The following is a 21,876-nucleotide window of genomic DNA, read 5'->3' as shown; positions in this document are numbered from 1 at the left end:
GCCCGAGCATGACGACGATCCACGTAGAGGAAAGAACTATATATCATGCGCGCGCTGCAACTGATCGATGACCGCAAGCTTGAGATCACCGACCTGCCGGAACCGGATGCACCGGCAGCCGGCGAAGTGACGTTGCGCGTCAAGGCGGTTGCGCTGAACCATATCGATGTCTGGGGCTGGCGCGGCATGGCATTCGCCAAGCGCAAGATGCCGCTCGTCATCGGTGCGGAAGCTTCCGGCGTCGTCGAGGCAATCGGTCCGGGCGTGGCAAACGTTCTGCCCGGCCAGCTCGTCTCGATCTATGGCGCGCGCACCTGCGGCCTCTGCCGTCCGTGCCGTGAAGGCCGCGACAATCTCTGCGAACACGTTTCCGGCGTGCACGGCTTCCATCTCGATGGCTTTGCGCAGGAGAAAGTGAACCTGCCGGCGCGTCTGCTCGTTCCCGCACCTCCCGGCGTCGATGCGATCGGTGCAGCGCTTGCGCCCGTCACCTTCGGTACGGTTGAACATATGCTCTTCGACAATGCCAAACTCGAGCCGGGTGAAACGATCCTTGTCCATGCCGGCGGTTCCGGCATCGGTACGGCGGCGATCCAGTTGGCCAAGAAGATCGGCTGCACTGTCATCACCACTGTCGGCTCCGACGACAAGATCGAGAAGGCCAAGGCACTCGGCGCCGATCACGTCATCAACTACCGCACCGACCGCTTCGAAGGCGTCGTGCGCAAGCTCACCAAGAAGAAGGGCGTCGACGTCGTTTTCGAACATGTGGGCAAGGATACCTGGGCCGGTTCGATGCTCTGCATGAAGCGCGGCGGGCGTCTCGTCACCTGCGGCTCGACCTCGGGTGTCTCGACCGAGATGAACCTGATGATGCTGTTCCAGCAGCAATTGAAGCTGCTCGGATCTTTCGGCTGCCGCATGGAAAACATGGCCGATGCCATGCAGAAGATGGGCCGCGGACTCGTCCATCCCGTCATCGATACCGAAGTCGGCTTCGACGATATCGACCGGGCGCTGGAGCGGATGGAATCGCGCCAGATCTTCGGCAAGATCATCCTGAAGATGGACTGACCTGACGTGAAGCTGATCATCACCCGTATCGTCCTGGCACTCAGGAATTTCCAGCAATGGCTGGTGGCGCAGGCGATGTTCGGCTTCCTGAACCTGCTGAAGCTGTTTCCTGCAGATGGCGCGATCCGCTTTGCCGATAAGGTGATGCGTCGCCTCGGCCGGCGGACGCGCCGCCATAAGCTGATGCTGACCAATTTGCGCAACGCCTTTCCCGAGAAGAGCGAGGCCGAGATCGAGGAGATCGCGCTCGCCAGCTGGGGCAATATGGGAAGGCTTGCGGCCGAATACGTCTTCCTCGACCAGCTGTTCGACTATGATCCTGAAAAATCGGAGCCGGGCAGGGTGGAGGTCTCGGGCATTCCGATCTTCCTCGACCTGCGCGACAATCCGCGCCCCTTCATCGTCTTCACCGGCCATACCGCCAATTTCGAGCTGCTGCCGGTGGCGGGTGCTGCCTTCGGGCTGACGGTGACCGTGCTTTTCCGGCCGCCGAACAATCCCTATGTCGCCAAGAAGGTATTCGACTTCCGCAGCGCCCGCATGGGCAAGCTGGTGCCGTCTCATGCCGGCTCCTCCTTCGCGCTCGCGCGTCAGCTGGAAGCGGGCCAGGGGGTGGGCGTGCTCGTCGACCAGAAATTCGGCAAGGGGCTGAAGGGCACCTTCTTCGGGCGCGAGGTCAAGACCAATCCGCTGCTGCCGAAGCTGGTGCGCCAGTTCGATTGCGAGGTCTATCCGGCGCGCTGCATTCGTCTGCCGGGAAACCGCTACCGCCTGGAAATCGAACCGCGGCTTGATATGCCGCGCGACGAAAAAGGCAATCTCGACCTGCCGGCGGCGGCCCAGCTGCTCAACGACAAGGTGGAAAGCTGGGTGCGGGAATATCCGGAACAGTGGCTTTGGTATCACGACCGCTGGCAGATCAAGAAGACGCTCGCGCAAGAAGGTCCACCCCCCATTTATCAGCGGTGAAAAGCGGCAGGTGCTCTCGGATTGAAACCGAGTACACTTCATGTTACCCGTCACCACCAGGGCGCGAGTAAAATCTACCGTAAGGCGCATGCAGCCATGTCGGTTATGGACACACCGCCTGGGGACAATGGGAGTGAGGCGTCTTGCTAGAGCTTTTTCGGGCCTTTTCCTTGCGTTGCACGCAAATAGAGGAAGCCATACGCCTGGGCGATGACCAACGCGTCATGTCGCTCGACCGGCATGTCGAGCCGCTGGTCGAGGCGATCCTGGCATGCCGGGCAGCCAATCTGCTCGAAGTCTACATGCAGCTGCGGTTCGTCAGCCATCTCATCGCCCGGGACGCCGACGACAGCGCCAGCGTCCGGGAATATACGGGGGTGCTTTCCTACCTGCTTGATGGCTATTTCGGCACGCATGCGCCGGACTGGCGGGTGCCTTCGCCGCAGGATGTCCGCATCGAGCCGCCGGCGGCCTATGTGCCCGACACCGACAACGGCGAGTTTCTCAATGCGGCGATCCTCGAAAGCCTGCCGGATCGGGTGGCGGTGCTGACCAGGGACTATCGCTACCTCTATTCCAATGCGGCCAACAGCGCTCATCTCGACAGGAAGCCGATGGAGCTCATCGGCCGTCACATTTCCGAATTCATCGGCGAGGAACGCTTTGCCGGATGCGCCAGGCACAAGCTGGATGCCTGCTTCGCCGGCAAGCAGATCGACTACACCTATGAGCGGGCGACCGGCGACGGCGCATCGCGGCAGGTGCGCTGTCGCATGTCGCCACTGCGCGATGCCGGCGGCACGGTGATCGGCGCTCTGATTGTAATGGATTAGTAGAGCCTTTCCTGGTTAGCTTGAAGCATTCTGCCGGAGCAGGTTTTCGTCGGGGCAGAGGCGATTGGCGATGGGCATACCTCATGGTACGTCCGAGCCGATCGCCTCTGATCCTGGCGGAAAGATGCCCGGCCCTTCGGGTTGGCTGAAACGGGCCGACTGATCGACCGGCCGGCTTGGCCGTAGAGCCAGGCTACGACGCGCGCCGGCCGGTCGACCATCCGACTCCGTTTGAGCCAACAGAATGCGTCAAGCTAACTAGGAAAGGCTCTAATCCGTTCACGCCGTCGCCCAGACGGCGAGCTCATAACCGTCTCGATCAAGGAAATGGAAGCGGCGGCCGCCGGGAAAGTCGGTGATCGGCCTGCAGATCGTGCCGCCGGCCCTTTCCACCGAGGTCAACACCTCCTCCAGGTCATTGGCATAGACGACAACAAGCGGGCCGCCCGGGCGCACGGGTCCGAAATCGGTGAAGCCGCCCTTCAGACGGCCATCGTCGAATTCGCAATAGTTTGGCCCGTAATCGGTGAAACGCCAGCCGAAGGCAGAGCCGTAAAAGGCTTTGGCGGCGGCAATGTCGGCGACGTTGAACTCGACATAATCGATGCGGCGATCGTGGTTTTCTGACTTATCGGCCATCTATCTCTCCATCAGGGCTTTCAGCATGGCGAGGTCCTTCTCGACATGGGCGGCATCGGCGGAAAACTGCGCGTCGGTCATGCCGGGCAGACGCAGCAGCGTAAACATGATCTCGCAACCATCGCCGTTCGGAACGATGCGCAACGCATTATAGACCCTGAGACCGGATTCGATCGTCACGGTATGGTCGATCACGCCGAATTCATTGGCGGGCACGAAGCTCACCTTGACAGTGCCGAGAGCCCCATGGGCGATCCAGTCGGCGCCGTTTGGCTCAAGGCCGCTTGCGAGGCCGGAGGCCCAGAGCGGCATATTCTCCGGCTTGCCGGCGAAGTCGTAGACGTCGCGCCAGTCACGCTCGATCGATTGGTGGATGATTTTTGCGGGCATAGTCGACATGGCTTGCAGATCCTTGATCTTGGTCGAGCGAGAGTAATAACCCGAACTATGATAACACGAGATAGGGCGTTAGAGGTGCGCTAAGGGCAGGTCACACCACATGGCTGGTGGCCGATCAGATGGCAGGTTGTCGGACAAGCCGGTATTGAAAGCTTCATTTCATTGGCTTTTGCGAACCGATTAGACCCTTGGCAGACTTGCCGTTTGAGCGAGACAGTGCCACAACACCGGTCCAAATGACACATCGGAGGTTTGTCGTGGAAAAGGCAGAAATCGGACTGATCGGCCTTGCGGTCATGGGCTCCAACCTGGCGCTCAACATCGCGGAGAAAGGCAATAAAATTGCGGTGTTCAACCGCACGCCTGAGAAAACCGACGAATTCTACGAAAGCGCCGGCGATCTGAAAAAGCAGATCATTCCCTGCAAGACCATCCAAGAGTTCGTTGACGCGATCCGGCCGCCGCGGCCGATCATCATCATGATCAAGGCAGGTGATGCCGTCGACCAGCAGATGGAGGCGCTGCGCCCGCACCTCTCCAAGGGCGACATCATGATCGATGCCGGCAACGCCAATTTCCGCGACACCGTCGCCCGCTTCGACCGCCTCAAGGATACCGATCTCACCTTTATCGGCATGGGTGTTTCCGGCGGCGAGGAAGGTGCGCGGCATGGTCCGTCGATCATGGTCGGCGGCACCGAAGAGTCCTGGAAGCGCGTCGAGAAGGTGCTGACCTCTATTGCCGCCCGCTACAATGACGAGCCCTGCGTCGCCTGGCTCGGCAATGACGGCGCCGGCCATTTCGTCAAAACCATTCATAACGGCATCGAATATGCCGATATGCAGATGATCGCCGAAATCTACGGCATCCTGCGCGACGGCCTCGGCAAGAGTGCCTCCGACATCTCCGGCATCTTCGGGGAATGGAACAAGGGCCGGCTGAACTCCTACCTGATCGAGATTTCCGAGAAGGTGCTTGCGGCGACCGATCCGGTTTCCGGCGGCCCGATGGTCAATATGATCCTCGACAAGGCCGGCCAGAAGGGTACGGGCAAATGGTCGGCGATCGAAGCGCAGAACATGGGCATTCCGGCAACGGCGATCGAAGCCGCTGTCGCCGCCCGCAGCCTCTCCTCGATGAAGTCGCAGCGCGAAGCGGCGGAAAAGATCTTCGGCACGCAGGCCGTCTCCTTCCCGATCGCTTACGGTCCCGAGCTGAACAAGGATCTGGAACTGGCGCTCTTTGCCGCCAAGATCGGCGCCTATGCCCAGGGCTTCGCGGTGATGGCGGAAGCCTCGCGCGAGTTCAACTGGTCGCTGCCGATGCCGACCATTGCCCGGATCTGGCGCGCCGGCTGCATCATCCGTTCGCAGTTCCTCGACGAGATCACCTCGGCCTTCACCAAGGCGCCGGACGCTGCGAACCTCATCGTCACGCCTGCCTTCTCCGAGATGGTCAAGGAATCGATCCCGGCGCTGCGCCGTGTTGTCGCTGCCGCCATCTCGGCCGGCCTGCCGGTGCCGGCGCTGACCTCGGCACTCACCTATTTCGACGCCTACCGCCAGGGCAGGGGAACAGCCAACCTCATCCAGGCCCAGCGCGATTTCTTCGGCGCCCATGGCTTCGACCGCCTGGACGGGAAGGATTTCCACCACGGCCCCTGGGGCAGCGGTGCGGCGACCTTCTGAGGTTTGCCGAGAAGAGATCGAGGAAGAGCCCGGCCGTTGCGTCGGGCTTTTTCACAGCCCACAGCCGGCCCGGCACCAGTCTTGATCCGGCGTTCGCCGCAGATTCCGGTGTTTTCCAGCGTCACTGGATGGGGACTGTATCCGCATTCCCCATCCAGTGCCCATCGACCCGGCTAGATCGGTTGACCGACGTCGATGCGGTTGCCGTCGGGATCTTCGAACACAAAAGCCCGCAATCCGTAGTCCTTGTCCTGAAGGCTTTTGATGATTCTCAGCCCATATTGCCGGCAAAGCGCATGCAGCGCGTCGACATCGACGACCATCAGGTGAGCGACATTGAAGTCCGCAGCCTTGTGGTTCGGCTGTAGGGTGAGATGCAGCTCGCCCCGATCGCGCTTCAGGATCATGAAGCCGACAGGATTTCCGTTCTCGAATATTTTCTTAAAGCCGAGGACATTGGCGTAAAAATCGTAGGCCTTGGTCATGTCCTTGACTGGCAGCATGGCGGCAATTCGTCCGAAACGAACACCGTGATCGGCGATATCATTCATCGCAGAACCTCTGATTGCGAAGACGCACACAGCCTCCGGACGGTGCCGGCAGAGATGTGACGCTCCGATGTTTCGATCAGCAGGACGGTGCCCACGGGCCTCAGTCTATATCCTCGGAAAATCTCCGGCGGAAGAGGGTAGAGGATTCCCGCAGGATTCTCTCGGATCTACGACATTTCGTTTCAATGGGATAAGACACTTGCTTGCGCGAGACAACACGCCTGGGAATTGACAAAGATGCTCATCCGAATCGAGACGCCCGATGATATCGACGCGATCCATGATCTGACATCGATTGCTTTTGAGCCGATGGCTTACAGCGCCGGCACGGAAGCGGCGATCATCCGGAGGCTTCGCGCCAGCGGCGATCTGACGGTGTCGCTGGTTGCCGAAGAGGACGGCGAGATTCTCGGGCATGTGGCGTTTTCGCGGTAACGATCGACGGCGTCCATGCGGGTTGGTTCGGGCTGGGTCCGATATCGGTCAAGCCGGACAGGCAGCGGCAGGGCATCGGCAAGGCGCTGATCGCCAGGGGGCTGGAATTGCTAGAGGAGATGGGCGCGAGCGGATGCGCGCTGATCGGCACTCCCGACGTCTATCGCGGAGCGGGCTTCAGCAGCGACGGGAGACTCAGCTATCACGATCTCGATACGCGGCTCGTCCAGCACATTGCCCTCCAGGGGCCGGCGCCGAGCGGTATGCTTCGGTTCGCTCCGGCGTTCGAAAGCTAGATGTTCAGCAGAAAGGCGATGACATGTCCGGAACCGGCGCGATTACTCTCCGAACCGAGCGGCTGATTCTTCGGAAGCCCGAGATCGACGATTTCGAAGCCTATACGCGGCTGATGGCTTCGCCGCGGTCCGCCGGAATGGGCGGTCCGTTCGATCTCAGGGCCGCCTGGGGGATGTTCTGCCACGACGTGGCGCTCTGGCAGCTTTTCGGGCATGGGGCTTTGATGATCGACCTTGCTGAGAGCGGCGAGTGCGTCGGCCAGGTGGGGATCAATCATGGGCCGCTCTTTCCTGAGAAGGAACTGGGGTGTCTATGAGGGCCATGAGGGCCGGGGTTATGCGACCGAGGCGGCCCTGGCGCTGCGGGACTGGGCCTTTTCGACACTCAAGCTGCCGTCGCTGGTCAGCTATATCGCTCCCGGCAATGCCGCATCCGTTGCCGTTGCCGAACGGCTGGGGGCATGTCTCGACCCCACGGCGGCCCGAACCGATCCTGTCTATCGTCACTCGGCTTCGTGAGATCAGGTTCGCAGGCGTAAGCCAGTTGACGGACGTCTCAATCCTTACATCTTGATAGGTCAGGATCGGGCTCTGCAAGAGATGGGGTGCCGGATGACAGACGCGAAACGGGAACATTGGGACGAGGTCTATCGCACGAAAGCGGCCGACAGCGTCAGCTGGTATCAGCCGACGCCCGGGCCTTCGTTACATGTGCTCGATGAGCTGCAACTGCCGGCCTCGGCTTCGCTGATCGATGTGGGGGGCGGGGCATCGAGCCTTGTCGACTGTCTCGTCGAGCGCGGCTGGTCCGATCTCACCGTGCTCGATATCGCCGCGCCGGCGCTCGACGTCGCCAAGGCGCGGCTCGGGGACGAAGCGGTTCGAATCACTTGGTTGGTTGCCGACGTCACCGCCTGGAAACCTGACCGCCGGTACGATGTATGGCACGACCGGGCCGTTTTTCACTTCCTGACCGATCCCGGGCAGCGGCTGGCCTATCGCCATGCCCTCGAAACCGGTACGGCGCCGGGAAGCATCATGATCATCGCGACTTTCGCGCCAGACGGGCCGGAAAGGTGCAGCGGCCTGCCGGTCCAGCGTTACGACGCGGCAGCGCTTGCGACCGAATTTTCCTCCGCCTTCACGCTCGAACGCGACTGGCGCGAGGAGCACACGACACCGGGCGGCGGCCGGCAGTCCTTTCAGTGGTGTGTCTTTCGCAGACGGTGAGGTTTACCTCGCCGCCATCCGCTATCCGACATTGCCTCAGGCAGTCCGGCCGGCGCGCGCCATGCCATGCTCCACCAGCCGGTCGATGACTTCGGCATAGCTGACGCCGCTTGCCGCCATCGCCTTGGAATACATGCTGATATCGGTGAAGCCGGGGATGGTGTTGAGCTCATTGATGACGAAGCGCATGTCCGGGGTCAGGAAGAAATCGACGCGCGCCATCCCGTCGCAGCCGACGGCCCGGAAGGCTTCTGCCGCTGCGTCGCGCATGGCGGACTCGACCTCGGGCGGCAGCTCGGCCGGCACCTTCAGCGCCGCGCCCGTCTCGTCGATATATTTCGCGTCGTAACTGTAGAAGCCGTGGCTTTCCGCCGGGACGATCTCGCCGGGGCGTGAAACGAAAAGCTTTCCAGCCGCATCCTCCAGCACGCTGAATTCGATCTCGCGGCCGGCAATAAATTCCTCGGCGAGCAGGGTGCGATCGTGGCGGAAGGCTTTGGCAAGAGCGCCTGCGAATTCCTGGCTGGCATGAACCTTGACGACGCCGACCGACGATCCCTGGCGCGCCGGCTTGATGAACAGCGGCAGGCCGAGTTCGCCCTCGAGCGCTGCGAGCGACGGGGCCGTCCCTTCATGGATCGTTACGGCGCGGGCGACCGGCAGGCCGGCCGCCCTGAGCAGCCGCTTGGCGATCTCTTTATCGAGCGCTGCGGCCGAACCGAGGATGCCGCAGCCTGCAAGCGGCACACGCGCCACTTGCGCCACACCCTGTACCGATCCGTCTTCGCCATGGAGGCCGTGCAGCACGGGAAACAGCATGTCGATCGCCGCCAACTCATGCGGTGCGCCATTGGCGGGGATTGCCATCACCCGGCCGCAGCCGCCCGGCACGAGGCAGATTTCCGTGCCCGATGAAGGTGTCGCCAAGGCGCCGTCCACGAAGCTGCTCGTGAGCCACTGGCCCTCGCGGGTGATGAAAATAGGAAAGGCGTCATACTTTTCGGGCTTGAGCGCACCCATGACGTTGGTTGCCGAGAGCACGGACACCTCGTGCTCGGCCGAGCGGCCGCCGAAAAGCACGGCGATGCGCAGCCTGTTGGGGGAAGGGTTCATGCAAGCCTCCGGAAGGATCAGGTTTTGAAAGGGTCAGGCGTCGACCGATATGCCGCGATTGGCGAAGAAGCGGTCGAAGACGGCAAGCGGCAGCGTTACATCGGCCTGGCTGGCCTCGTCGTGGCCGGATGGATTGTGGAAGCGGACCGTTTCCTGCGAGGCTGCTGTCACCAGCACCAGATGGCCGCCCTTCGATGGCGGTTTGTGCTCCGGCCAGCGAATGGCCGAATGCACCGAGGCAATGAAGAACCGGCGCTTCGACAGAAGATCAGGAATGGCCGAGGTTTCGATGCCGGTGATCGTCTCGGCGTCGAGCCCGAAACGCTCGGTTGCGAAGCGCACAAAGGGCGCGTAGATCAGCCCCTTGATCGAGGCGTCGATCTCGTTGACGACATAACCGCCGTAGGCGGTGCAGGCACGGGCAAGTTCGATGGTCGGACGGATTTCGCCACGGGCGGCAAGGATCATCTTCAGACAGGCCATGCCGCAGACATTGACGGCCCAGCGCGCATATTCCTCAATGGTGCCGGCTCCCGAATGACGCCAGAGCGGATCGCTGAGCAGGGCTTGCGAGCCCTCGGCAAGTACCGGCAGCGTCATGCCGGGTGTTTCCCATTGGCTGAAATAGGGCACGCCGCTCTGCTGCATTCTGTCGATATCCCCGTGACTCGCTGTGAGATGACGGGCAATCTTGGCTTTTTCGAGCCGCTGCCGGCTTGCGAATCCTGGGCAGGGTTCATTCTCCCGCCCTATCGGCCGTTCTCTGGCCAGATCGGCTGGCTGATGCTTTGCAGCAGTTCCGGCTCGACGCCGTCGATGCGGGCGATGACGGCTTTGGCCATTTCGCGGCCGGCTTGGCGCACGTCCTCCTGGGCGGTGATGATCTCGGGACGGATCCAGTTCAGGATCGGCACCGACTGCTTGGACACCATGTCGAGATCACGCCCCAGCGCCTTGCCGGCGGCCTCGATGCCGGCATTGACGGCGATCGCCGCGCTGCCGGCCGAACAGACGATGCCGTCAGGGGCGTTCGCCGAGCGCATCATCACCTCGACAACGTCGCGGATATCGGCAAGCGGCGCGTCGGTGTTGACCCGGAGCGGCACCTCCTCGGCGACATAATCGTGAAGGCCGGTCTGAAAGCCGATCCGAATATGGGCGTAATAGGTGAGCTTGCTCGGCGGCTGCAGCAGGGCAATGCGCCGGCGACCACGCTTGACCAGCCGCTCCACCGCCTGATGGGCGAAGGCTTCGTTGTCGAAATCGTGGAAGGGGTGCGTCAGGCCGGCGTCGGTGCGCCCATGCGTGGCGAAGGGCATGCCGCGCTCGGTCAGCAACCGCACGCGCGGATCGTCCGGCTCGATGCGCGAGATGATGACCCCGTCGGCCGAGCCGGTCTCGAGGATATAGCGCACCGGCAGCATCGGGTCCTTGCTGTGGGAGTGCGGCGTGACGACGATATGATAGGGCGTGCCGGACAGCACTTCGGAGATGCCGAAGACCATCTGGCTCGAGAAGCCCATGATCTCCTCGTCGATGCTGAGGACGAGGGCAATGACGTTGGTCTTGCCGGTGCGCAGGCGCACGCCCGCCCTGTTCGGCTGGTAGCCGAGCTGGCGGGCGACCATGCGCACTCGCTCCTTGGTTTCGGCCCCGATGTCAGGCGCGTCTTTCAGCGCGCGCGACACCGTCGTCACGCCAAGGCCGGTCATGAAGGCGATCGTCTTCAATGTCGGGCGCTCGCGCGCCGCCGGCACCGATGCTGCTTGCCCGAAATTTCCCTTGTTTTCCATCCCTGTAGGCCTGCCTCGCGCGAATTGGTGTCGCTTATAGAGGCTTTTTCAAGCGCCGTAAGCCCGCCGCCTGCCAAAATCGCGCCTCCCTAAGGGATGCAATCTGTAACGATACAGTAGAAATGTCGAGAGCTTTTTCTTGTGTGCATTGCGGCAATATTCCCGCAGGTTGAATTCGTTATCTGTGCGCCGTTTTTCCGCGGTAGCGAAAAAAGTAAAGCGAGCCGTAGATCGGTTTTCTTTAAATAATCGTGTTATTGCAAGCTGATACATTGATTGTGCATGTGCGATATCGCTTTATAAAATCGCGATATGAGGCGGGTAACAATGCAGCCGAGAACAGCTAGAAATAGCAATTCCGGCCTTCGTCGAAAAAATTGAAGGCGGGCAGTTGCGTGGTGAAATCGATTGATCTAAGTTTTTCCGGCAACGTTTCAGTGAGGGAGGAGAACTCATGAAAATCCGTATGATGGCGGCCGTGCTTGCCGCCTCAGTCGCGCTTCCGCTCGGCGCCGCCAGTGCCACCGATCTCGAAGTCACGCATTGGTGGACCTCAGGCGGCGAATCTGCCGCCGTCGCCGAGCTGGCAAAGGCTTTCGACGCCACCGGCAACCACTGGGTCGACGGCGCGATCGCCGGTTCCGGCGGTACCGCCCGTCCGATCATGATCAGCCGCATCACCGGCGGCGACCCGATGGGCGCCACCCAGTTCAACCACGGCCGTCAGGCTGAGGAACTCGTCCAGGCCGGGCTGATGCGCGACCTGACCGATGTCGCCACCGCCGAGAAGTGGAAGGACATCATTCGTCCGTCGAGCCTGCTCGATTCCTGCACCATCGACGGCAAAATCTATTGCGCTCCCGTCAACATCCACTCCTGGCAGTGGTTGTGGCTTTCGAACGCCGCCTTCAAGAAGGCCGGCGTCGAGGTTCCGAAGAACTGGGACGAATTCGTTGCCGCCGCTCCGGCTCTGGAAAAGGCCGGCATCCTTCCGCTCGCCGTCGGCGGTCAGCCGTGGCAGGCTGCAGGCGCCTTCGACGTGCTGATGGTGGCGATTGCCGGCAAGGACACCTTCAACAAGGTCTTCAAGGACAAGGATGCGGAAGCTGCCGCCGGCCCTGAAATCGCTAAGGTCTTCAAGGCCGCCGACGATGCGCGCCGTATGTCCAAGGGCACCAATGTCCAGGATTGGAACCAGGCCACCAACCTCGTCATCACGGGCAAGGCCGGCGGTCAGATCATGGGTGACTGGGCGCAGGGCGAATTCGCGCTCGCCGGTCAAAAGGCCGGCACCGACTATACCTGCCTGCCGGGCCTCGGCGTGAACGAGATCATCTCGACCGGTGGCGATGCCTTCTACTTCCCGCTTCTGAAAGATGAGGAAAAATCCAAGGCGCAGGCCGTGCTCGCCAAGACCTTGCTCGATCCGAAGACTCAGGTGGCCTTCAATCTGAAGAAGGGCTCGCTGCCGGTTCGCGGCGACGTCGATCTCGCCGCTGCCAACGACTGCATGAAGAAGGGTCTCGATATCCTGTCGAAGGGCAACGTGATCCAGGGGACCGACCAGCTGCTTTCGGCCGACAGCCAGAAACAGAAGGAAGACCTCTTCTCCGAATTCTTCGCCAACCCGTCGATGACGCCGGAAGACGCCCAGAAGCGTTTCGCCGAGATCATTGCTTCGGCTGACTGATCGATAGATTCGCTGCCTTCGGATCCGGCTCCGCAAGGGCCGGATCCTTCCCGGACGGACGTTCGGCTGGGCGGCATTTCTCCGGCCGCTCCCGGTAAAACGGGGGCAGGGATGGCAGATGGTGCCATGCCTTGCTGTCGCGGGCCGCAGTTGCGATTTGAGGAGAAGCGTTCATGACGGGTCAAGCGCAAGCCGGCCGGCCAATCAAGTTACTGCGCAATCTGAATGCCAAGATTGCGTCTATCCCGATGATCCTGACGGCGTTGGTGATCTTTGTCGGCGGTACATTCTGGACGGTCTTTTATTCCTTCACCAATTCCAAGCTCCTCCCGCGGTTGAGCTTCGTCGGCATCGATCAATATGAGCGCCTCTGGGCGGCACCCCGCTGGGTGACTGCGATCGAAAATCTGGCTCTCTACGGCATCCTCTCGCTGATCTTCAGCCTGGTCATCGGTTTCGTGCTCGCCGCGCTGATGGATCAGAAGATCCGTTTTGAAAACACCTTCCGCACCATTTTTCTCTATCCGTTCGCGCTGTCCTTCATCGTGACGGGTCTCGTCTGGCAATGGGTCCTCAATCCGGATTTCGGCGTCCAGTCGGTGGTGCGCTCGCTCGGCTGGACGAGCTTCACCTTCAATCCGCTCTATACGCCCGAAATCGTCATCTACGGCATTCTGATCGCCGCACTCTGGCAGGGAACGGGGCTCGTCATGTGCCTGATGCTTGCTGGCCTGCGCGGCATCGACGAGGATATCTGGAAGGCCGCGCGCGTCGACGGCATCCCGATGTGGAAGACCTATCTGCTGATCGTCATTCCGATGATGCGGCCTGTGTTCATCACGACGATCGTCATCATCGCCTCCGGCATCGTCAAAGTCTACGACCTCGTCGTGGCGCAGACGTCTGGCGGTCCCGGCATCTCCTCGGAAGTGCCGGCAAAATACGTCTATGACTACATGTTCCAGGCGCAGAACCTGGGCCAGGGCTTTGCCGCCTCGACGATGATGCTGCTCACGGTAGCGATCATCATCGTTCCGTGGGCCTATCTGGAATTCGGAGGAGGGCGCAAGCGTGGCTAATATCGGAACTCTCAACACCACGGCGGCCGGCATCGATGCCGTCTCAGGGAGACTCGGCGACGGACCGACTGGCCCAAAGCCGCGCCCGGCATTGTCGCCGCGCAACATCATGCTCTACGGCACGCTGACCATCGCGGCGCTCTACTATCTGCTGCCGCTCTATGTGATGGTGGTGACGTCGTTGAAGGGTATGCCGGAAATCCGCCTCGGAAACATCTTCTCGCCGCCGATGGAAGTAACCTTCGAGCCCTGGGTGAAAGCCTGGGCGGAGGCCTGCACGGGCTTGAACTGCGATGGACTGTCGCGCGGCTTCTGGAATTCGGTGCGCATCACCGTGCCATCGGTCATCATCTCGATCGCCATCGCCTCGGTGAACGGCTATGCGCTGGCAAACTGGCGCTTCAAGGGATCGGAGCTTTTCTTCTCGATCCTCATCATCGGGGCGTTCATCCCCTATCAGGTGATGATCTATCCGATCGTCATCATCCTGCGCGAAATCGGCATCTACGGCACGCTGACCGGTCTCGTCATCGTGCACTCGATCTTCGGCATGCCGATCCTGACGCTGCTCTTCCGCAATTATTTCGTGTCGCTGCCGGAAGAGCTGTTCAAGGCGGCGCGTGTCGATGGGGCGGGTTTTTGGCAGATCTTTCTGAAGATCATGCTGCCGATGTCGCTGCCGATCTTCGTTGTCGCGATGATCCTGCAGGTGACCGGCATCTGGAACGACTTCCTGTTCGGCGTCGTCTTCACTCGGCCGGATACCTATCCGATGACCGTGCAGCTCAACAACATCGTCAATTCCGTCCAGGGAGTGAAGGAATACAACGTCAACATGGCGGCGACGATCCTGACCGGCCTGGTGCCGCTGATCGTCTATTTCGTCTCCGGGCGGCTTTTCGTTCGCGGCATCGCCGCCGGCGCAGTGAAGGGGTGATCACATGAACATGAATTCTACTGTCTCCAATTCGAGCGTCTCGATCAGGGATCTGTCGCTGAACTTCGGATCGGTCAGCGTGCTGAAGGATCTGAACCTCGACATCAACGACGGCGAATTCCTGGTGCTGCTCGGCTCATCCGGCTGCGGCAAGTCGACCTTGCTGAACTGCATCGCCGGCTTGCTCGATGCTTCGGAAGGCCAGATCTTCATCAAGGGCAAGAACGTCACCTGGGAGGAGCCGAAGGACCGCGGCATCGGGATGGTCTTCCAGTCCTATGCGCTCTATCCGCAGATGACGGTCGAAAAGAACCTCTCCTTCGGTCTTCGCGTTGCCAAGGTGCCGCAGGCCGAGATCGACAAGCGCGTGGCGCGCGCCGCCGAGATCCTGCAGATCCAGCCGCTCTTGAAGCGCAAACCGGCCGAGCTTTCCGGCGGCCAGCGCCAGCGCGTGGCCATTGGCCGGGCGCTGGTGCGCGATGTCGACGTCTTCCTGTTCGACGAGCCGCTGTCCAACCTCGACGCCAAGCTGCGCTCGGAGCTGCGCGTCGAAATCAAGCGCCTGCACCAGTCGCTGCAGAATACGATGATCTACGTCACCCACGACCAGATCGAAGCGCTGACGCTCGCCGACCGTATCGCCATCATGAAGAGTGGCATCATCCAGCAGCTCGACGATCCGACGACGATCTACAACCGGCCGCGCAACCTTTTCGTCGCCGGCTTCATTGGCTCGCCGTCGATGAATTTCCTGCGCGGCGAGCTGGTCAAATCAGGCGACGGCATCGCATTTACCGCCAACGGCGTTAACTTCTCGCTGGCCGGTTACGATGCCAACGAAGCGCTGCAGCCCGGCCGCAAGGTGGTGCTCGGCGTTCGCCCCGAACACATCAAGGTCAATGAGAACGCCGGCGGCGAAGAACATGACGCGACCGTCGATATCGAGGAGCCGATGGGGGCGGACAATCTCCTGTGGCTGAAACATGCCGGTCACACGATGTCGGTCCGCGTCAACGGCGCCCGCCGCTTCAATGTCGGCGCCAAGGTGAAGCTCAGCTTCGACATGACGGTCGCCTCGGTGTTCGATGCCGAGAGCGAGTTGCGGCTTTAGAGGGTTCTGCGGTTGGAGGCCACTAGCTGGCGCGAGTTTGACGAAAAGGCCAACCCCGCCCTCCGTCATCCTCGGGATTGACCCGAGGATCCATGCCCGTTGCGACAGGTGGATGTGGTGTAGATCCTCGGGTCAAGCCCGAGGATGACGGAGAGCGGAGTGGGCAGATGAGGACAAAAACGACACGTCTCTGACGAACGACTAGGTGAGGGCCACCGAACAGTGACATTTGGCCTTCCTTCAAGACCACAATCCTTTTCAAAATCGGAAATGAAATCGTGACGCAACTACCGCTCCCCTCCAGCATCGACCTTTCCGGTTCGTGGCAGCTGACCTCCGTCGATGGCGAGATCCGCAGCGTTATCACGCTGCCAGGCGACGTGCACACCGCGCTCCACCGGGCCAGTCTAATTCCCGATCCTTATTTCGGCCGCAACGAGGAGAAAGTGCAGTGGGTCGCCGAGCGCGAATGGGCGGTCGAGCGAAGCTTTACGCTGCAGGAGGCCGAGGGCGACTGGTATCTCGATATCGACTATCTCGACACAGTCGCCTCCGTTTATGTCAACGGCTTCCTGGCGCTCGAAGCCGACAACAGCTTCCGCCGCTATCGGCCCGACGTGTCGAGCATGCTGAGATCCGGCGACAACGTCATCCGCATCGTGTTTGCCTCCAACCCCGCCGTCGGCGCCGAGCGGCAGAAGCAGCAGCCCTTCTATATTCCTTACAGCACCGGCAATTCGCCGATCCCGGACGGCAACATGCTGCGCAAGCCGCAATGCCATTTCGGCTGGGACTGGAATATCGCCATTGCGCCGCTCGGCCTTTACGGCACGATCGCGCTCAAAAAGCTTGAGAGCGCACGCATTGAACATGTTGTCACCCGCCAGACGCATAATCTCGACGGTTCGGTCGATCTGACGGTCACGGCAACGCTGTATTCCAGGGGGCCAAGCATTGCCCAGGTCTATTTCGATCTCGATGGCGAGCGGGTGTGCCTCGATGTCGGCGTCCATGGCGAGACCCACGTCAATCATCTCTTCCATATCGATAATCCGCGCCTTTGGTGGCCTTCCGGCAGCGGCGAACAGGCGCTCTACAGGCTGTCCGTCGAATTGCCGACGGATGAGGTGGTGAAGCAGATCGGCCTTCGCACCATCGAGCTGATCACCACTCCGGATGCTTCAGGCGCCCGTTTTGCCTTCAAGGTCAATGGCCGCGAGATCTTCTGCCGCGGCGCCAACTGGATTCCCGCCGATGCACTCTATTCGCTCTCCTCGCCGGAGAAGACGGAAGACCTGCTGCAATCGGCGAAAGCCGCCAACATGAACATGATCCGGGTCTGGGGCGGCGGCTTCTACGAGCAAGATCATTTCTACGATCTCTGCGACCGGCTGGGCCTGATGGTCTGGCAGGACTTCATGTTCGCTTGCAACCTCTATCCCTCTACCGAAGACTTCCTCGAGAATGTGGCGATCGAGGTGGATTACCAGGTGCGCCGGCTGTCCTCGCACCCATCGATTGCGCTCTGGTGCGGCGACAACGAACTGGTCGGCGCGCTGACCTGGTTCGAGGAATCCAGAAAGGATCGCGACCGCTATCTCGTTTCATACGACCGGCTCAACCGGACGATCGAGCAGGCGGTGAATAAGGCGCTGCCCGGCGCGCTCTGGTGGCCGTCGAGCCCGGCCTCCGGCTATCTCGATTTCGGCGATGCCTGGCACGCCGATGGGTCCGGCGACATGCATTACTGGTCGGTCTGGCACGAGAACAAGTCGTTCGACAATTACCGTTCGGTGCGGCCGCGCTTCTGCTCGGAATTCGGCTTCCAGTCCTATACTTCGCTGCCTGTCATCAAGACCTATGCCGATGAGAAGGATATGAATATCGCTTCTCCCGTGATGGAGCTGCACCAGAAGAATGCCGGCGGCAACGAGCGCATCGCCGGCACGATGTTCCGCTATTTCCGCTTCCCCAAAGATTTCCCGAACTTCGTCTATCTCTCCCAGATCCAGCAGGGATTGGCCATCAAGACGGCGGTGGAATATTGGCGTTCGCTCAAACCCCATTGCATGGGCACGATCTACTGGCAGCTCAACGACACCTGGCCGGTCGCCTCCTGGTCCAGCCTTGATTATGGCGGGCGCTGGAAGGCGATGCATTATCTCGTCAAGCGCTTCTTCCAGCCGGTGGCGGTCGCCGCCATTCCTTCCGAGGATGGCAAGGCGATCCGCTTCTCGTTGGTCAATGACACGCTTGCCGATGTCAGCGTCGATCTTTCGATCTCGTTGCTGACGATGACGGGCGAGCGGAAGCACCTGAAAGACGTGCAGGCGGTCTGCTCGCCGGATGCGGCGGTGACGGCTGCGACCATCGAGGTCGCCGAGATCAGCGAGGGAACGCTGCTTGCCTGGCGTTTCACTGCCTCGAACGGCATGGGCGGCGAGGGGCATTATGTCAACGGCACCTACAAAGCGCTGGAGCTCGAGCCCGCGGGGGTGACGGTTACGCATGAATATGTCGAGGCCAGCGGCGCGATCGACATCAACATCACCGCCAAGGGACTTGCGCTCTTCGTGATGATCGAGAGCGAGACGGACGGCAAATATTCCGACAATGCCTTCGATCTTGCGGCTGGCGAGAGCCGCCGCATCACCTTCACGCCGGCACAGCCGCTCGAGCACGGCAAGCTGCCGGACTTCCGGTTCTACGACCTGCATTCCTGCCAATCGGCGGATTGATCCTTCCCAAGCGTGGGCACGAGGCCCAAGGAGACCATGATGACGAAACTTAGCTACCAGCTCTACAGCGCGCGCAATTTCCAGCCCTATACGGCGATCTTCGAAAAGCTCGGCAAGGCGGGCTATGCGGAAGTCGAAGGCTTCGGCGGCATCTATGCCGATCTCGATGATGGCGGCCTGAAGAGCCTTCGCGCCGAGCTCGACAAGAACGGCCTGGTCATGGCGAGCGGCCATTTCAGCCCCGATTTCCTGGAGAAGGAAGTTCAGAAATCGCTCAATATTGCAAAGATTCTCGGCATGGATTCGATCTATGCGCCGCATTTGGCGGCCGACCAGCGCCCCTCCGACGCCGCCGGCTGGACTGCATTCGGCAAGCGCCTGCAGGAAATGAGCAAGCCTTACAAGGACGCCGGTTACGAATTCGGCTGGCACAACCATGACTTCGAGTTCGCCAAGCTCGCCGACGGCTCGCTGCCGATCCAGCGCATCTTCGAAGGCGCGCCTGACATTTCCTGGGAAGCCGATATCGCCTGGGTCATCCGCGGCGACGCCGATCCCTTCGCCTGGATCGAGAAGCTCGGATCGCGCATTACCGCAGTTCACGTCAAGGACATTGCGCCGGTAGGCGAAGCGAAGGACGAGGACGGCTGGGCCGACGTCGGCCATGGCAAGGTCGAGTGGGCCAAGCTGATTGCAGCGCTTCGCGGCACCAAGGCCAAGCATTTCGTCGTCGAACATGACAATCCTAATGACATCGACCGCAACATCAGCCGCTCGATCGCATCCTTCCAGACTTATTGAGGCACATCATGACCAGGGAACTTGGCGTCGGCATCATCGGATGCGGCAACATCTCCACTACCTATTTCTCGCTCGCACCGCTCTTCAAGGGGCTGAAGGTGCTGGCCTGCGCCGATATCAACGTGCAGGCCGCAGAGGCCCGCGCCAAGGAATATGGCGTGAAGGCACAGACGATCGACGCACTTCTCGCCAATGACGAGATCGACGTCGTCGTCAACCTGACGATCCCGGATGCGCATTTTCCGGTGTCGAAGGCGATCCTCGAAGCCGGAAAACATGTCTATTCGGAAAAACCGCTGGTGCTTTCGCTGGAGCAGGGTGAGGAGCTTCGCCGCATCGCCAAGGCGAAGAATCTCGCCGTCGGCTGCGCGCCGGACACTTTCCTCGGCGGTGCCCATCAGCTTGCCCGCAAGTTCATCGACGATGGCGGCATCGGCCGGGTGACCTCGGGGGCCTGCTATGTGATGAGCCCCGGCATGGAGATGTGGCACCCGAACCCGGATTTCTTCTTCCTGCCGGGCGGGGGCCCGATCCTCGATCTCGGCCCTTACTACATCGCCAACCTGATCAATCTGATCGGTCCGGTCAAACGCGTCGGTGCCATGACCTCGATGGCATCGCCGACCCGCACGATCACCAGCCAGCCGCGCCACGGCGAGATCATCCCGGTCAAGACGCCGACGACGATCCAGGCGCTGCTCGAATTCGTCAACGGCGCCACGGTGACGCTTTCGGCAAGCTGGGATGTCTGGTCGCATCGCCATGCCAACATGGAGCTCTACGGCACCGACGGTTCGCTCTACGTGCCGGACCCGAACTTCTTCGGCGGCACGGTCGAGGCAAGCGGCCGCGACAAGGACATCAAGCCGCTCGAGGCCTGGGAGCATCCCTTCGGCAAGATCAACCAGGAAAACCCGAGCGGCTCGCGTGCCAACTACCGCACGGCCGGCCTGGCCGACATGGCGATGGCGCTGATCGAAGGCCGCGATGCGCGGTGCTCGCTCGACCGCACGCTGCATGGCGTTGACGTCATGACCTCGATCCTAAAATCGGGCGAGGAGGGGCGTTTCATCGACCTCACCACGACCTGCACCCAGCCGGCCGCGCTCGGGATCGAAGAGGCGCAGGCGTTGTTGAAGCGATAGAGTATCCGCGCCATGCGCTTGCCATATCGGCGCGCGGCTCCCACGCCTTGCCCCGAGGATCTGCCGTCCTGTCAGTAGATCCTCGGGACAGGCCCGAGGATGACGACGTTTGGGGGTAGACGTTTTTAGCTTTCGGCCGCCGCTCAGGACGGATACGAAAGGGAAGCAATTTTAGACAGGTTCAGGAGACCTTCATATGAGCTGGCAGCCGGCCGCAGACCGCTATTCGAAGATGAAGTATAACCGCGTCGGGCGTTCCGGCCTGAAGCTGCCGGCCGTTTCTCTCGGCCTCTGGCACAATTTCGGCGGCGACACGCCGCATGACCGGAAGATCGACATGTGCCGCACCGCCTTCGATCTCGGCATCACCCATTTCGACCTCGCCAACAATTACGGCCCGCCCCCCGGCAGCGCCGAGACCGCTTTCGGCGAGATCCTGCGCACCGAATTTTCCGGGCTTCGCGACGAGCTGATCATCTCCTCGAAGGCCGGCTACGACATGTGGCCGGGACCTTACGGCGAGTGGGGCAGCCGCAAATATATGATCGCCTCCTGCGACCAGAGCCTGAAGCGCATGGGCCTCGATTATGTCGACATCTTCTATTCGCATCGCTTCGACCCGGACACGCCGCTGGAAGAGACCTGCGGTGCGCTCGACCATATCGTCCGCTCCGGCCGGGCGCTGTATGTCGGCATCTCCTCCTACAATTCGCAGCGCACCCGCGAAGCGGCCGCGATTCTCAAGGATCTCGGCACGCCGTGCCTGATCCATCAGCCGAGCTATTCGATGCTCAACCGCTGGGTCGAGGACGACAGGCTGCTCGATGCGCTCGACGAGGTCGGCATGGGTTCGATCGTTTTCTCGCCGCTTGCCCAGGGTATGCTGACCAAGAAGTATCTCGGCGGCATTCCTGATGACAGCCGCGCAGCCCAGAACCATTTCCTGAAGCGCGACTTCATCCGCCCTTCGATCATCGACAATATCCGGAAGCTCAACGAGATCGCCGAGCGCCGCGGCCAGACGCTGGCGCAGATGGCGATCGCATGGGTGCTACGCGGCGGACGCGTGACTTCGGCGCTGATCGGCGCCAGCCGTTCCTCGCAGATCGTCGATTGCGTCAAGGCGCTGGATAATCTCGAATTCACGGCCGAGGAGCTGACGCAGATCGATGTCTACGCAAAGGAAGCGGATATCAACCTGTGGGCCAAGTCCGCAGAACTGGAGTAGCAAGGACAGTGGGAGTTTGTGGCAGCATGTCGTCCCAGACTCCCTCATGCCTGTGGCCTCACGCCTTGCCCGAGGCATGTCACAGGAATCCAGCCGCCGCGCGTCTGCACGGCGAGAAGAGTTCTTT

General features: G+C 61.2%; 19 protein-coding genes and 2 pseudogenes. 15 read left to right on the top strand and 6 right to left on the bottom strand.

From position 1 onward, the window contains the following. Positions 1-45 precede the first annotated feature (45 nt). The 3 genes from K6M89_RS15080 to K6M89_RS15070 all read left to right on the top strand — a co-directional run bounded on the left by K6M89_RS15080 (position 46) and on the right by K6M89_RS15070 (position 2,876). Positions 46-1,074, top strand: a complete 1,029-nt coding sequence (locus tag K6M89_RS15080; protein ID WP_004669770.1) for a zinc-binding dehydrogenase — start codon at positions 46-48, stop codon at positions 1,072-1,074. A gap of 6 nt (positions 1,075-1,080) precedes the next feature. Beyond that, entirely contained in the window at positions 1,081-2,043 is a 963-nt protein-coding gene (locus tag K6M89_RS15075) for a lipid A biosynthesis lauroyl acyltransferase (protein ID WP_222139976.1), read from the top strand. Positions 2,044-2,186: 143 nt separating this feature from the next. Continuing rightward, positions 2,187-2,876 (top strand): PAS domain-containing protein, encoded by a 690-nt coding sequence (locus tag K6M89_RS15070; RefSeq protein WP_222139975.1) that lies wholly within the window; start codon positions 2,187-2,189, stop codon positions 2,874-2,876. A 279-nt stretch (positions 2,877-3,155) separates the two neighbouring features. Here K6M89_RS15070 and K6M89_RS15065 read toward each other — a convergent pair whose 3' ends face one another. Both K6M89_RS15065 and K6M89_RS15060 read right to left on the bottom strand, forming a co-directional pair. Next, the gene (locus tag K6M89_RS15065; protein WP_004669769.1) at positions 3,156-3,515 is read right to left on the bottom strand and encodes a VOC family protein; all 360 of its coding nucleotides are present in this window, start codon (positions 3,513-3,515) and stop codon (positions 3,156-3,158) included. Then, positions 3,516-3,914, bottom strand: a complete 399-nt coding sequence (locus K6M89_RS15060) for a polyketide cyclase (RefSeq protein WP_096769433.1) — start codon at positions 3,912-3,914, stop codon at positions 3,516-3,518. Between the two features lie 236 nt (positions 3,915-4,150). Between K6M89_RS15060 and gnd the strand changes: the two genes are divergently transcribed. Then, positions 4,151-5,602 carry an NADP-dependent phosphogluconate dehydrogenase gene (gene gnd, locus K6M89_RS15055; protein ID WP_222139974.1) on the top strand — a complete coding sequence of 484 codons (1,452 nt, stop codon included), beginning with the start codon at positions 4,151-4,153 and terminating at the stop codon, positions 5,600-5,602. Positions 5,603-5,775: 173 nt separating this feature from the next. Here the strand turns inward: gnd and K6M89_RS15050 are convergent, their stop codons facing one another. Next, positions 5,776-6,153 (bottom strand): VOC family protein, encoded by a 378-nt coding sequence (locus tag K6M89_RS15050; RefSeq protein WP_222139973.1) that lies wholly within the window; start codon positions 6,151-6,153, stop codon positions 5,776-5,778. A gap of 237 nt (positions 6,154-6,390) precedes the next feature. Between K6M89_RS15050 and K6M89_RS15045 the strand changes: the two are divergent. The 3 genes and pseudogenes from K6M89_RS15045 (at position 6,391) to K6M89_RS15035 (ending at position 8,114) form a co-directional block, all read left to right on the top strand. Next, a pseudogene (locus K6M89_RS15045) lies at positions 6,391-6,884 on the top strand (GNAT family N-acetyltransferase). Between the two features lie 23 nt (positions 6,885-6,907). Next, positions 6,908-7,403 (top strand): annotated as a pseudogene (locus K6M89_RS15040) (GNAT family N-acetyltransferase). A 93-nt stretch (positions 7,404-7,496) separates the two neighbouring features. Further along, positions 7,497-8,114: a class I SAM-dependent methyltransferase gene (locus tag K6M89_RS15035; RefSeq protein WP_222139972.1), complete on the top strand. Its 618-nt coding sequence runs from the start codon at positions 7,497-7,499 to the stop codon at positions 8,112-8,114. A 36-nt stretch (positions 8,115-8,150) separates the two neighbouring features. Here K6M89_RS15035 and K6M89_RS15030 read toward each other — a convergent pair whose 3' ends face one another. From K6M89_RS15030 to K6M89_RS15020, 3 genes are all read right to left on the bottom strand, one after another. Next, positions 8,151-9,227: a D-alanine--D-alanine ligase family protein gene (locus K6M89_RS15030; protein ID WP_222139971.1), complete on the bottom strand. Its 1,077-nt coding sequence runs from the start codon at positions 9,225-9,227 to the stop codon at positions 8,151-8,153. 33 nt (positions 9,228-9,260) lie between these two features. After that, positions 9,261-9,875 carry a C39 family peptidase gene (locus K6M89_RS15025; protein ID WP_097579753.1) on the bottom strand — a complete coding sequence of 205 codons (615 nt, stop codon included), beginning with the start codon at positions 9,873-9,875 and terminating at the stop codon, positions 9,261-9,263. A 101-nt stretch (positions 9,876-9,976) separates the two neighbouring features. After that, positions 9,977-11,020 carry a LacI family transcriptional regulator gene (locus K6M89_RS15020; RefSeq protein WP_097579754.1) on the bottom strand — a complete coding sequence of 348 codons (1,044 nt, stop codon included), beginning with the start codon at positions 11,018-11,020 and terminating at the stop codon, positions 9,977-9,979. Between the two features lie 454 nt (positions 11,021-11,474). Here K6M89_RS15020 and K6M89_RS15015 point away from each other — a divergent pair, with 454 nt between their 5' ends. The 8 genes from K6M89_RS15015 to mgrA all read left to right on the top strand — a co-directional run bounded on the left by K6M89_RS15015 (position 11,475) and on the right by mgrA (position 21,749). Next, positions 11,475-12,710, top strand: coding sequence for an ABC transporter substrate-binding protein (locus tag K6M89_RS15015; protein ID WP_097579755.1), 1,236 nt, complete (start codon positions 11,475-11,477; stop codon positions 12,708-12,710). A gap of 173 nt (positions 12,711-12,883) precedes the next feature. Beyond that, positions 12,884-13,789 (top strand): carbohydrate ABC transporter permease, encoded by a 906-nt coding sequence (locus K6M89_RS15010; protein WP_064682392.1) that lies wholly within the window; start codon positions 12,884-12,886, stop codon positions 13,787-13,789. Further along, positions 13,782-14,726 (top strand): carbohydrate ABC transporter permease, encoded by a 945-nt coding sequence (locus K6M89_RS15005; protein WP_222139970.1) that lies wholly within the window; start codon positions 13,782-13,784, stop codon positions 14,724-14,726. The genes K6M89_RS15010 and K6M89_RS15005 overlap by 8 nt, the downstream gene beginning before the upstream one ends. Before the next feature lie 4 nt (positions 14,727-14,730). After that, entirely contained in the window at positions 14,731-15,837 is a 1,107-nt protein-coding gene (locus K6M89_RS15000) for an ABC transporter ATP-binding protein (RefSeq protein ID WP_222139969.1), read from the top strand. A gap of 278 nt (positions 15,838-16,115) precedes the next feature. After that, the gene (locus K6M89_RS14995) at positions 16,116-18,575 is read left to right on the top strand and encodes a beta-mannosidase (protein ID WP_222139968.1); all 2,460 of its coding nucleotides are present in this window, start codon (positions 16,116-16,118) and stop codon (positions 18,573-18,575) included. A gap of 39 nt (positions 18,576-18,614) precedes the next feature. Then, positions 18,615-19,376 (top strand): sugar phosphate isomerase/epimerase family protein, encoded by a 762-nt coding sequence (locus K6M89_RS14990; RefSeq protein ID WP_222139967.1) that lies wholly within the window; start codon positions 18,615-18,617, stop codon positions 19,374-19,376. Positions 19,377-19,384: 8 nt separating this feature from the next. Continuing rightward, positions 19,385-20,521: a Gfo/Idh/MocA family protein gene (locus K6M89_RS14985; RefSeq protein WP_222139966.1), complete on the top strand. Its 1,137-nt coding sequence runs from the start codon at positions 19,385-19,387 to the stop codon at positions 20,519-20,521. Positions 20,522-20,717: 196 nt separating this feature from the next. Further along, positions 20,718-21,749 carry an L-glyceraldehyde 3-phosphate reductase gene (mgrA, locus tag K6M89_RS14980; RefSeq protein ID WP_222139965.1) on the top strand — a complete coding sequence of 344 codons (1,032 nt, stop codon included), beginning with the start codon at positions 20,718-20,720 and terminating at the stop codon, positions 21,747-21,749. Positions 21,750-21,876 lie beyond the last annotated feature (127 nt).

The organism is Rhizobium croatiense, assembly GCF_019793465.1.
GTDB lineage: Bacteria > Pseudomonadota > Alphaproteobacteria > Rhizobiales > Rhizobiaceae > Rhizobium > Rhizobium croatiense.
The sequence above is the reverse complement of the archived record's forward strand: the minus strand, read 5'-3'. Positions and strand labels throughout refer to the sequence as shown.